Raw genomic sequence first — 13,693 nt, 5'->3', positions numbered from 1 at the left:
GGTAGTTCAGTTGGTTAGAATACCGGCCTGTCACGCCGGGGGTCGCGGGTTCGAGTCCCGTCCACTCCGCCACTTATATTAAGCCTCAGTCGAAAGACTGGGGCTTTTTTCGTTTTGGTTACCCGACATCCCTTAACCCTCATTTCCATCATATTGAAATCTTGTATCGAGAGATATACTCCTTTCTTTTTATGATTTCTAGGCCCTTTCATGAACGAGTTGATGCGCAGTTCTGTGTGATTTCTAGTCCGTTTGGATAGTGATTCGCAATCATCCTAAATGTCTCTTTCTCATAAAAATACAAACTCGCTCATTGCTAAGTATTGTGAAAGTTTAGCTTTGATGTTTGCGAGGAGCCTAATTGCCAAGGAAAGAGAAGTGATACAGATGAAAACGGGTAAATTAAAAGGCTCGTCTATGAACACTATCTATCGGCAATAGTTAGTATCTATGAAAATGTAGCGTAGCGATTCTTCGTATATTTGATGGTATATCAAAGAATAAGGAGCCTTCGTTGTTGAAGGAGAGTCTGAAAATTAGCTATGAAAAAAGCAGCTACCTAGCTGCTTTTATCTATTAAGTTACGTGTCTTAAGAGTCCACTGGCTCCGTATGTTCCGGAGTGGTTATTGCTTGGTTGTTCTCTTCCATTTTCTTCTCTTCATCTTTTGCTTTTTCAATCATTGGGGTGATTGTTGAGCCTTGAATGAGGATAGAGAAAACAACGACGGAGTAGGTCATTACAAGAATAATCTCTTTTACATCGATTAACTTATCTTGAATCACCCAAATACCTGATGGAATAGAAAGTGCCATCGCTAGTGCCAGGCCTCCGCGTAAACCGCCCCACGTCAAAATACGCACTGACCATGGATTATATTTTCTGTAACGTTTAAAGCCTATGTAAGAAAGAAATACACTTAGATAGCGAGCTGCTAGTACAAGAGGGACTGATATAGCCATCATGATCCAGTCTTCTTTGTGGAATTCAAATAGCAGCATCGACATACCGATAAGTAGGAATAACACGCCATTCAAGAACTCATCGACGAGCTCCCAAAAGTGGTCAAGGTGGTCTTCACTCTCTTTCGAAAAGCCAATAAAACGTGTCCAGTTGCCAATCATAATACCAGATACAACCATCGCTAATGGTCCTGATACATGGATGTATTCAGCAAATGCGTAACCTGCCGTTGGGACACCAATGGTAAGTAATAACTCCATTGAGTGATCATCGGTGGCACTGATTAAGTAGTGGAATAGCAAACCGAGTACGAAACCATAAGTGATACCACCGATAGCTTCTTGGATGAAGAGTAAGGTGACACTACCTACAGTTGGTGCCTCAGTACCAAATGCAATCGTAAATAGAGTGACAAAGATAACCAAACCGAAGCCATCATTGAAGAGCGACTCTCCTTCAATCTGGGTGGAGATACGCTTGGGAGCGTCGAGCTTTTTAACTATAGCGAGTACAGCGATTGGGTCAGTTGGCGATATAAGTGCACCGAAAAGTAAGCAGTAGACTAAATCAAATTGGATGCCAATTAACTGACAAAACCCATACAGCGCAAACCCGATAAAGAAAGTGGAAAACAGGGTGGCTCCAAGAGCCAAAACGGTAATTTCCCATTTTTGATCCTTAAGGTTCGGGAGTTTGATGCCTAATCCACCCGCAAATAGTAAGAAGCCAAGAATGCCTTTGAGCAAGAAATCTTCGAAGTTGATCCTTGTGACCGTCTCCGTCGCAATTTCGGTGAGATGGAACCAGTTGTTTTGACCCGCAATTAAGATTAGAAGTGAAAGCACCATTGAACCTGCGGTAATCGCAATGGTGGTTTGCATCTTTCCTATCTTGCTGTTTACAAAAGCAATTAGCATTGCAGCTGCGGATAGAAAACATAAAGTATGATAGACCGACATAGAGCTCTCTATTTGTAACATTTTATGAATGGGATTCTCGACTGATGCTGCTTAAATAGCAAACATTTTTTCGCGATTATTTTGTAAGTTAAGAAGGAGATAAAATAATCATTAATTCCACGTTTAGACGTCTAGACTCCTGAAGTTTGTGTGATAGGATGGAATGATAACTAAAGGAATGAGGTTGTACTGTGGGAAGTAATGTAAGACAACAGATTGAAGCTCAATTGAAGCAACGTATTCTTTTGATTGATGGTGGTATGGGAACCATGATTCAGGGATACAAACTTGAAGAGCAAGACTATCGAGGAACGCGCTTTGCGGATTGGCATTGTGATCTAAAAGGTAACAACGACCTGTTGGTTCTAAGTCAGCCTCAACTTATCAAGGAAATTCACGCTGCATATTTAGGAGCGGGTGCAGATATTCTCGAAACCAACACGTTTAACGCAACAACCATTGCGATGGCTGACTACGAGATGGAAAGCCTAAGTGAAGAAATTAACTTTGCTGCTGCCAAGCTTGCACGTGAAGTTGCAGACGAATGGACCGCAAAAACACCCGATAAACCGCGTTATGTCGCAGGGGTTTTAGGGCCGACGAACCGCACTTGTTCTATTTCTCCTGATGTAAATGACCCCGGATATCGAAATGTTTCTTTCGACGAGTTAGTTGAGGCTTACTCTGAATCGACTCGAGCGCTGATTAAAGGTGGTTCTGACCTTATTCTTATCGAGACCATCTTCGATACTCTTAACGCTAAGGCTTGTTCATTTGCTGTTGAAAGTGTGTTTGAAGAGATGGGTATTGAGTTACCTGTGATGATCTCGGGGACTATTACTGATGCTTCCGGTAGAACATTATCAGGTCAAACTACAGAAGCGTTTTACAACTCATTACGTCATGTTAAACCGATTTCGTTTGGTTTGAACTGTGCGCTGGGCCCAGATGAGCTTCGTCCTTATGTTGAAGAGCTCTCGCGTATATCAGAATCTTTTGTTTCCGCTCACCCAAATGCCGGGCTTCCGAATGCATTCGGCGAATACGATTTGTCGCCAGAAGATATGGCTAAGCATGTTAAAGAGTGGGCTCAAAGTGGCTTTTTAAACTTAATTGGTGGGTGTTGTGGTACAACTCCTGAGCACATTCGCCAAATGGCACTCGCGGTTGAAAATATCGCCCCTCGTCAATTACCTGAACTTCCCGTTGCTTGTCGCTTGTCTGGCCTAGAGCCACTCGCTATTGATAAAGACTCTTTATTTATCAATGTCGGTGAGCGTACGAATGTTACTGGTTCTGCGCGTTTTAAACGCTTGATTAAAGAAGAGCTGTACGATGAAGCGCTCGATGTGGCTCGTCAACAAGTTGAAAATGGCGCTCAAATTATCGATATCAACATGGATGAAGGCATGTTGGATGCACAAGCTTGTATGGTTCGATTTTTAAACCTTTGTGCGTCAGAACCTGAAATCTCAAAAGTACCAATCATGGTCGACTCTTCAAAGTGGGAGGTTATTGAAGCCGGTCTTAAGTGCATCCAAGGTAAAGGCATTGTTAACTCGATCTCTCTCAAAGAAGGTAAAGAGAAATTCGTTGAACAAGCTAAGTTGATCCGCCGTTACGGTGCGGCTGTGATTGTGATGGCGTTTGATGAGATAGGGCAAGCAGATACACGTGAGCGCAAAGTGGAAATTTGTACCAACGCTTACCGAATTCTCGTTGATGAAGTGGGCTTTCCACCAGAAGACATCATTTTTGACCCAAACATTTTTGCCATTGCTACGGGTATCGAGGAGCATAATAACTACGCGGTGGATTTCATTGAAGCCGTTGGCGATATCAAACGTGATTTACCACACGCTATGATCTCGGGTGGTGTTTCTAACGTTTCCTTCTCATTCCGTGGCAATAACTATGTACGTGAAGCGATTCACGCGGTGTTCCTCTATCACTGTTTTAAAAATGGTATGGATATGGGGATTGTGAATGCGGGTCAGTTAGAAATCTACGATAACGTGCCTGAAACGCTGCGTGAGGCTGTGGAAGATGTCGTTCTTAACCGTCGCGATGATGCCACTGAGAGGTTGTTAGATATCGCGGCGGAATACGCAGGCAAAGGGGTAGGTAAAGAGGAGGATGCCTCTGCACTTGAGTGGAGAACTTGGCCTGTTGAAAAGCGTTTAGAACACGCGTTAGTGAAAGGAATAACCGAGTTTATCGTTGATGATACCGAAGAGGCACGTGTCAATGCTTCAAAGCCATTAGAGGTGATTGAAGGCCCACTCATGGATGGGATGAACGTCGTCGGAGACTTGTTTGGTGAAGGTAAAATGTTCCTTCCTCAGGTCGTAAAATCTGCCCGAGTGATGAAGCAAGCGGTAGCGCATCTCGAGCCCTACATCAATGCAGAAAAGCAGGTGGGACAAACAAACGGTAAGATCTTGTTAGCGACGGTAAAAGGTGATGTACACGATATCGGGAAAAATATCGTAGGCGTTGTATTGCAGTGCAATAACTATGAAATTATCGATCTTGGTGTCATGGTTCCTTGCGAAAAGATCTTAAAAGTAGCGCAAGAAGAGAACGTCGATATTATTGGTTTGTCAGGGTTGATCACGCCTTCATTAGACGAAATGGTGCATGTTGCAAAAGAGATGGAGCGTCTCGACTTTAACTTACCTCTTCTCATCGGTGGCGCAACAACGTCAAAAGCCCATACAGCAGTTAAGATTGAGCAAAATTACAAGCATCCAGTGGTTTACGTGAACAACGCCTCACGTGCAGTGGGCGTATGTACTTCTCTATTGTCAGATGAACGTCGCCCTGAATTTGTTGAAAAACTTGAAGCTGATTACGAACGAGTACGTGATCAACATAATCGAAAGAAACCGAGAACTAAACCAGTGACATTAGAAGCGGCTCGAGCGAATAAAGTTGCGATCGATTGGGAAGCTTACACTCCTCCAGTGCCTGTTAAGCCTGGTATTCATATCTTCGATGATTTTGATGTGGCTATATTACGTCAATACATCGATTGGACACCATTCTTTATGACTTGGTCACTTGTGGGTAAGTATCCAACAATTTTCCAACATGAAGAAGTTGGTGAAGAAGCAAAACGTTTATTCGAAGATGCCAACGAGTTACTTGATCGAGTTGAGCGAGAAGGCCTGTTAAAAGCGCGTGGAATGTGTGGCTTATTCCCTGCTGCGAGCGTGGGGGACGACATTGAAGTTTATGCTGATGAAACTCGTACCGACGTTGTGAAAGTACTGCGTAACTTGCGTCAACAGACCGAGAAACCAAAAGGATTCAACTATTGTTTATCTGACTACATCGCACCTAAAGAGTCGGGTAAACATGATTGGATAGGGGCATTTGCTGTCACTGGTGGTATTGGTGAACGAGAGCTTGCTGATGAATACAAAGCACAGGGAGATGATTACAACGCAATTATGATTCAAGCGGTGGCGGATCGCCTAGCCGAAGCGTTTGCTGAGTATTTGCATGAGCGTGTCCGTAAAGAAATTTGGGGTTATGCTGCGGATGAAGATTTATCAAACGATGATCTCATTCGTGAAAAATACCAAGGTATTCGCCCTGCGCCGGGTTATCCAGCGTGCCCTGAGCATACTGAAAAAGGACCGCTTTGGGAGCTACTTAATGTGGAAGAGAATATTGGCATGACTCTAACGTCCAGCTATGCAATGTATCCGGGCGCGTCAGTCTCTGGTTGGTATTTCTCTCATCCTGACTCACGTTACTTTGCGATCGCACAGATCCAAGAAGATCAGCTAGAGAGCTACGCCGATCGCAAAGGGTGGGATAGGATCGAGGCTGAAAAATGGTTAGGGCCAAACATTAACGGTTAAATTGATGTTTACCTCGTTCAAATGTAACAACTATTGAAACAACAAAGGGCTGCAGATACGCAGCCCTTTGTTTTATTAAGTTGAACTTACTTCTCAAACAACTCAGTGTGGAGTTTTTGTATGGCTTGTTTCGATACCGATTCATGGAGCAAGAAGCATAAGTTGTGAGGGCTAGCGCCATAACAAATCATGCGTAGGTTAAAGTCTTCTAGCGTGCCAAAAACCTGTTTCGCGTAGCCTTTACTCTCACTCATGTTGTTACCAATGAGAGCAACGAGGCATAGGTCATGTTCAACTTCTACCTTACATAGCTCTTCTAACTCTTCTCGTACAGCTTGCGGCAGCTGCGGCGCGCCGCCGGATGTATCGGTTTGATCAAGTGTTAACGATACACTGATTTCAGATGTCGTGATCAAATCGACAGAGATCTTATGCTTTGCAAGGATCTCAAAGACCTTTGCTAAGAAGCCGTATGCGTGGAACATATTGGCGCTGCGTAGCGTTACCATGGTTTGGTTACAACGCAAAGCTAGCGCACGGAATAACGGTGAGCTTTCGACTTGGTGGCGAATCCAAGTGCCCCCTTTTTCTGGATCTTTCGATGACCCTACAAATACCGGAATGTCGTGGCGCAATGCGGGTACTAGCGTAGAAGGGTGAAGGATTTTAGCGCCAAAGTTAGCCATTTCTGAAGCTTCACTAAAGCTGATCTCGGGAATTGGTGAGGCTTTTGGCGCAATTCGCGGGTCTGTTGTGTAGATGCCCGGAACATCAGTCCAGATTTCTAACCCTGCCGCTTTGACGCTCTCAGCAATTAAGGCGGCGCTGTAATCGCTGCCTCCTCGACCTAGTGTTGTTGTATTACCGGCTTCGTCAGATCCTATGAAGCCTTGAGTAACAACAACGGATTGTTGGCAAAGTGGTACGAGTTTATCTTGCGCAAGCGTCGAAATTGCTTCAATGTTTGGCTCCGCGCGACCAAAGTTGTCATCAGTACGCAGCACATCGCGTATATCAAAGCGCACTGCTTGAATGCCTCGCTCACACATTAACTGAGCTAGAATGTGCGTCGACATGAGCTCACCACATGCGACTAAATGATCGGTTAACTTCGCACTAGCTTGGATAGATGCAGCCTCGGCAAGGCTGGTTACGGTATCTAATATGGCATACACCTCGGCAGCAGTTTTTGTGCTGTCTTCGAGCTGAGTTAAAATGGCGTCATGAATATTGGCCAGATTTTGCAGCAGCTCAGTACGGTGCGTTTGATCCTGTACACCATTGGCGAGTTCCACCAATAGGTTGGTGACGCCAGAACAAGCGCTGATCACGACCAAGCGAGTATTTGGATTGTTTTCGATAATGGTGGCACAACGACTCATTGCCTCAAAGTTGGCAACACTGGTTCCACCGAATTTAGCTACGTTAAATGCGCTCACTGCGTTCTCCCACGACTTCCTAAAAAATTGTACATCCAATGTTTAGTGAGAAAAGGAACAGAGCAAAAAGAGAGGTATTTAGAATGCTATTTGAAAAATTTACCCTCAGAAGCCCTTCATCAGACTGCGCTGATGACAGTTGATGGGATTCAGCCCAATTCAACCGACAAGTCAAATCCTGCAACTTTGACTTACCTCGGCACTACTCCCCCTCAATGATTGGTGTTGGAATTGCGGTTCCACAAATCATCTACCTGGGTAGCGCTCCTCTTCTACATAAAGCTCAAACATTGAACGGTTTTGAGGCCTTAATGTCAATCAATATTTCAACCTTTATGGTGTTTTTTATTAACGATTTTGTGACACTGGTTTGACCTCCATACTTACGGCTAATTGCTGATAGAGGAAAAATCTATTAGGGTGAAGAACCCTACACCTGAGCCATGTTATTGAATAGAACTTTTAGAATGCTCAGGATAAAAGATAATCAAGGAGCTGACATGTCGATCCAAAGCTTTATTCCACCTCACCGTATTTTAATGGGACCTGGTCCTTCTGATATTTATCCTCAAGTGTTACAAGCACTAAGCCGTCCTACGGTAGGTCACCTTGATCCTCTGTTTATCGGTATGATGGATGAGCTCAAGCAGCTATTGAAGTATGCCTTTCAAACTGACAATGAATTCACTATTGCAGTTTCAGCGCCAGGTAGTGCAGGGATGGAAACCTGCTTTGTAAACTTAATCGAGGAAGGCGATAAAGTGATCGTCTGCCGTAACGGTGTATTTGGTGAACGCATGCGCGAAAATGTCGTCCGTGCTGGTGGTGAAGTTGTTATCGTCGATGATGAATGGGGGACGCCTGTTTCCATTGATAAAGTCGAGCAAGCACTCGAACAGCACCCAGATACAAAAATTCTTGCTTTTGTGCATGCGGAAACCTCAACTGGTGCAGTCAGTGATGCTCAAGCATTGGGTAAGCTGGCGAAACAGCATAATGCATTATCTATTGTTGATGCGGTGACGTCACTTGGTGGTGTGCCGTTAAAAGTGGATGAATGGCAACTGGATGCGGTTTACTCTGGCAGTCAAAAATGTTTGTCATGTGTACCAGGGCTCTCACCAGTGACGTTTTCTCCTGCCGCGATTGAAAAGATTCAAGCAAGAACAACACCAGTACAGAGTTGGTTCCTCGATCAGAGTTTAGTATTGGGGTATTGGAGTGGAGAAGGTAAGCGTAGTTACCATCATACGGCGCCAGTTAATAGCTTGTATGCGCTTCATGAAGCTTTATTGATACTGAAAAATGAAGGATTAGAAAACGCTTGGGCTCGTCATCAACTGATGCATGAAAAACTCAAAAATGGCCTACAAAAGCTAGGTTTTGAATTTGTTGTGGACGAAGCCCATCGTTTGCCGCAATTAAATGCGATTTACGTGCCTGAAGGAATTGATGAAGCAAAAGTTCGTGCTCACTTGCTAGAAACCTATAACCTAGAAATTGGTGCAGGCCTCGGGGCATTAGCTGGTAAAGCGTGGCGTATTGGCTTAATGGGTTACGGCGCTCGACCTGAAAACGTTGCACTGTGCTTAAAAGCGTTAGAAGAGTCACTCACTGAATAAAGCTATACCGCAATGAGATAAAGAAAAGCGAAGGCCATCCCTTCGCTTTTTTGTACTTATTACTCTGCTCTTGAAGTGGGGGCTGGTGAGGCAGAGATTGCTTGAGAAGGTGGTCGGTAATTGACGTCACTGAAATCAATCTTCGGGAACAAAAACTGCGCTTCAGCTCTGATTTGCTCCGCTTTACTTGAGTCATCTAAGCCTTGGTAGGCCAAAATCAAATTATTATAAAATGCAGGGCGAGGCTTATCTTTGATGATTTTTAGCGACCAATCGATATAAGGCTGAATCAAGGTTGCGTCTTGTTGGTACAGCCCAATGTTTAAAAACGTGCTATAGACATCCCAATCAAACCTGTCTTTCCAAACTACAGGGTTACTGACTTGATTCAGAATATCAGGGTTAGTTGGCCTAGTGGTCTCAAACTTCGTCAATACATAGTTCGTATGCAATGCGCTTACCATGTAAAACGTAAACGTAACGGGAATTACCAAACTAAAGACTCGCAGCAAGCTTTTGGTCACATTACTAAAGCCGACTTGTCGATAACGAGAGACGCGCTGATCGACCCAGTACAGCAGGATAACGAAGATCAACCAATGTACGAGAGAGTGGTAGAAAGGGTATTCCAGTTGTGAGTGCAATACGATAGGTATAAACAAGGCCAGCAACGCAAGACGAGTTCCGCGTTTGGCTTGATAGATTCGATACAGTACCAGTGCCATCGCTAAGAAGATGCCGAGTATTGGCAGCAAACCACCTTCTACTCCCCAGTAAAGTAGCTCGTTATGCGGATGATCCATGGCTGGCAAACCAGCTGGGTAATTCTCATTTAGGGCATGTTGACGAGCCGTATACAGCATGTACTCAGATTCAAACTTGCCATATCCATAGCCAGTAAAAGGCTTTTCAATCACCATGTCTAATGTTTGCGGAAAAGTATACGCTCGAGGAGACTCCATGTTTACTTTTTCTGCGGCTAACCCACTTCCATCAGGAAAGGCAAGATACATGACAACGACTGAGAGTGCGAGCCCAGTGACAAGCGACGTAACCCAGCGGATAAAGCGCCCTTTGGTCGCAAAGCGATACATGTATGGGATGACCAACAACACGGCGATGATCGATGCTAACCAACCAGTGCGTGAAGCCAACGCCACAATTAGTGGTAAGGTTAAAACTGGCACGGCATAGAGAAGATAAACATCGCTTAACTTACGGTCGTATTTGTAGGGCTGACGTGCAAGTAAATAGCTGGCAATCACCAATCCTGTCGCAAGAAAGCTGGCCATTACATTGGGCTGTTGGAAAATACCATAAGGACGATTGGCCACAGTGTCGTAGCCAAACGGATTGCCTGGTTTGAGATACAGATATTGTGTCAGACCAAAAATGGCTTCGATAACAACCGCAAGGACAATGAACCATAACAGGCGTTGGCGATGTTTATTACTGAAATGAAATTGTTGTAAGACAATAAAAAACAGGATGCCACACCACAGGCCAATGAGCTTATTGGCTGCCAAACTGCTATTCGCATTTGGGTACAGAATGGGCACCGTCATGATAAAAGCACTAATGAACAAGCCGATGGTTAATTTTGAGTAACGTAGCGCTCGATTACTCGAGAGTTGGTAGCACCCAATACCTAATGCAAAGCTAAAAGCAATCCAAGTTGTCGCATTGAAGGAAAGTGAAAGCCCTGAACCGCCGGGGTTGGGCATGAAAAAGTGCATTGCCAACACAAATAGTGTTGCCAAGGCAATGAGAAACTTGCGATTGAGGGGAACCTGTACTTTTTCGGGAGAAAGCTTTGTTCCACTTACATGTATAGTAGCCATAGTTATTGCGTTGTTTTGAATGAAAAAAGACCAGCACTTGCTGGTCTCGGTACTTTACCTGTTTTTTCTACTTCAACATAGGCTTAAGGAAGTGAGCTGTGTGCGAGCCCTCGATTTGCGACACATCTTCCGGTGTGCCTTGAGCGATTATCTCGCCGCCACCCTGTCCCCCTTCAGGTCCTAGATCGATAATCCAGTCCGCAGTCTTAATGACATCTAGGTTATGCTCGATCACCACGACAGTATTTCCGTGGTCGCGAAGTCTGTGCAATACAGTGAGCAACTGCTGGATATCATGGAAGTGCAGGCCGGTTGTTGGTTCATCCAAAATGTACAAGGTTTTTCCTGTATCACGCTTGGATAGCTCTCTCGCTAGTTTCACACGCTGAGCTTCACCACCGGAGAGTGTCGTTGCCGCTTGACCTAGGCGAATGTAAGACAAGCCAACATCCATTAGAGTCTGTAGCTTACGTGCTATAGCAGGTACGGGTTCAAAGAACGTTCGGGCGTCTTCGACCGTCATTTCTAGCACTTCATCAATGGTTTTGCCTTTGTAACGTACTTCAAGTGTTTCACGGTTGTAGCGCTTACCTTTACATACATCACATGGCACATAAACATCTGGTAGGAAATGCATTTCAACTTTAATGACACCATCACCCTGACAGGCCTCACAACGACCACCGCGTACGTTAAAGCTAAAACGTCCAGGCTTGTAACCGCGAGAACGCGACTCTTGTGTGCCTGCAAACAGTTCACGGATTGGGGTAAAGATCCCCGTATAGGTTGCAGGGTTAGAGCGAGGTGTACGACCAATTGGGCTTTGATCGATATCGATAACCTTGTCGAAGTGCTCTAGGCCTTTAATCGATTTATAAGGTGAAGGTTGAGCCGTTGTTGCTCCGTTGAGTTGGGTGTGAGCAATTTTAAAGAAAGTATCATTAATCAGCGTTGATTTACCTGAGCCAGATACCCCTGTAATACAGCTGAATAACCCAACAGGAATAGAGAGATTAACGTTCTTAAGGTTATTACCTGTTGCGCCTAAGAGCTCAACCGTTTTTTTCGGATCACGCGGCGTGCGATCTTTCGGTACTGCGATTTCTTTAACGCCACTTAAGTACTGACCTGTCAGAGAATTCGGATTTGCGATTATCTCTTCCATGGTGCCTTCCGCGACAACATTACCACCGTGTACGCCAGCGCCAGGACCGATATCTATGACATGATCCGCACAGCGAATAGCATCTTCATCGTGTTCTACCACGAGTACGGTATTCCCCAAATCGCGCAAATGAGTAAGCGTTTTTAATAAGCGTTCATTATCTCGCTGGTGGAGACCAATCGAAGGTTCGTCCAGAACATACATCACACCAACAAGACCCGCACCAATTTGGCTGGCTAAGCGAATACGTTGAGCTTCACCACCAGAGAGCGTTTCGGCGCTGCGAGACAGGTTCAGATAGTTCAAACCAACGTTAACCAAGAACTGCAGGCGATCGTTGATTTCCTTCATCACTTTTTCAGCGATTTGGGCGCGTTGACCCTCCAGTTTCAAGGAATGGAAGAATTCCAATGCATCAGCAATGCTGAGTTCAACAATCTCAGGCAGTGTCGTATCAGCAATAAACACGTTACGTGCTTCAAGGCGCAGACGAGTACCACCACAGCTTGAACAAGATTTAGTGGAGATGTATTTCGCAAGCTCTTCACGGACAGAGTTGGATTCTGTATCACGATAACGACGTTCTAGGGTATTCAGAATACCTTCGAATGGATGGCGTTTAACGCGAATATCGCCACGATCGTTGATGTATTTAAACTCAATCTCAGTACGACCTGAGCCCTTTAGAATGACATCTTGCGTTTTCTTTGGCAGAGAATTAAAAGGTGCATGGAGATCAAAACCATAATGATCAGCCAATGACGTGAGCATTTGGAAGTAGTAATAGTTCTTTTGATCCCAACCGCGAATCGCACCTTGTGCCAAGCTTAATGAATCATCTTGAATTACTCGGCTTGGATCGAAGTATTGCTGCACACCCAAACCATCACAAGTGCCACATGCACCAGCAGGGTTGTTGAATGAGAAAAGTCGCGGCTCTAACTCTTGCATGCTGTAACCACATTGTGGACAAGCGAAGTTGGCGGAGAAAATAATCTCTTCACCGTCTCCATCCATTGGCGCGACAACCGCAATTCCGCCTGATAACTCGAGCGTGGTCTCGAAAGATTCCGCTAAGCGCTGTTGCAGATCGGGACGAACTTTAAAGCGGTCTACCACGACTTCAATGGTGTGCTTTTTATGTAGCTCTAGCGTTGGAGGATCTGAAAGATCGCAAGTTTCTCCATCAATACGCGCACGAATAAAGCCCTGAGCCGCCAGGTTCTCAAGCGTTTTAACATGCTCACCTTTACGCTCTTTGACAATAGGGGCCAACAGCATCATTTTGCTGCCTTCTGGCATCTCTAGGACTTTGTCCACCATTTGGCTGATGGTTTGCGCAGCAAGAGGGGCATGGTGCGTTGGACAGCGGGGTTCGCCCACACGAGCATACAACAGACGCAAGTAGTCGTAGACTTCGGTAATTGTACCGACGGTTGAACGCGGGTTATGAGAAGTAGACTTCTGTTCAATAGAAATTGCGGGTGATAACCCTTCAATATGGTCGACATCGGGTTTTTCCATCAGAGACAAAAACTGACGAGCGTAGGCAGAGAGAGACTCTACGTAGCGTCGTTGGCCTTCTGCATACAATGTATCGAAAGCGAGAGAGGATTTACCGGAGCCACTTAGTCCAGTAATGACAATCAGTTTATCGCGAGGGATTGTAAGATTAATGTCTTTGAGGTTATGGGTTCGGGCACCGCGAACTTCTATTTTATCCATCGTTTTTGCTCTATGTATAACCAAGTGGGGCAAGTATTACATAGTGTGAGAAATGTGCAAAGAAAATTACTGGATAAAAAAACAGTAAAAATAAAAGCCCAACATAA

6 protein-coding genes and 1 riboswitch are annotated in these 13,693 nt (G+C 44.8%); of the genes, 2 read left to right on the top strand and 4 right to left on the bottom strand.

Features of this window, described 5'->3' with window-relative positions; translation table 11 throughout:
* Positions 1-590 precede the first annotated feature (590 nt).
* The gene (locus F7Y48_RS21325) at positions 591-1,922 is read right to left on the bottom strand and encodes a cation:proton antiporter (protein ID WP_041852885.1); all 1,332 of its coding nucleotides are present in this window, start codon (positions 1,920-1,922) and stop codon (positions 591-593) included.
* A gap of 191 nt (positions 1,923-2,113) precedes the next feature.
* Here F7Y48_RS21325 and metH point away from each other — a divergent pair, with 191 nt between their 5' ends.
* The gene (metH, locus tag F7Y48_RS21320; protein WP_316685366.1) at positions 2,114-5,794 is read left to right on the top strand and encodes a methionine synthase; all 3,681 of its coding nucleotides are present in this window, start codon (positions 2,114-2,116) and stop codon (positions 5,792-5,794) included.
* A gap of 86 nt (positions 5,795-5,880) precedes the next feature.
* Here metH and lysC read toward each other — a convergent pair whose 3' ends face one another.
* Positions 5,881-7,233: a lysine-sensitive aspartokinase 3 gene (gene lysC, locus F7Y48_RS21315; RefSeq protein ID WP_047009174.1), complete on the bottom strand. Its 1,353-nt coding sequence runs from the start codon at positions 7,231-7,233 to the stop codon at positions 5,881-5,883.
* Positions 7,234-7,334: 101 nt separating this feature from the next.
* A riboswitch (Lysine riboswitch) is annotated at positions 7,335-7,513 on the bottom strand.
* Between the two features lie 220 nt (positions 7,514-7,733).
* Here lysC and F7Y48_RS21310 point away from each other — a divergent pair.
* On the top strand, positions 7,734-8,855 hold the full coding sequence (locus F7Y48_RS21310; RefSeq protein WP_047009173.1) for a pyridoxal-phosphate-dependent aminotransferase family protein: 1,122 nt from the start codon (positions 7,734-7,736) through the stop codon (positions 8,853-8,855).
* A 59-nt stretch (positions 8,856-8,914) separates the two neighbouring features.
* On the opposite strand, the gene F7Y48_RS21305 is transcribed toward F7Y48_RS21310, so the two are convergent.
* Complete coding sequence (locus tag F7Y48_RS21305; protein WP_258508268.1) at positions 8,915-10,696, bottom strand: PglL family O-oligosaccharyltransferase; 1,782 nt, start codon at positions 10,694-10,696, stop codon at positions 8,915-8,917.
* 67 nt (positions 10,697-10,763) lie between these two features.
* Positions 10,764-13,586: an excinuclease ABC subunit UvrA gene (gene uvrA, locus F7Y48_RS21300; RefSeq protein ID WP_053809097.1), complete on the bottom strand. Its 2,823-nt coding sequence runs from the start codon at positions 13,584-13,586 to the stop codon at positions 10,764-10,766.
* Positions 13,587-13,693: the final 107 nt, after the last annotated feature.

Origin of the sequence: Vibrio sp. 2-1-2a (assembly GCF_032648565.1) — a bacterium.
Classification (GTDB): domain Bacteria; phylum Pseudomonadota; class Gammaproteobacteria; order Enterobacterales; family Vibrionaceae; genus Vibrio; species Vibrio diabolicus.
Note: the sequence above shows the minus strand (reverse complement) of the source record. Positions and strands in the feature narration are given on the sequence as shown.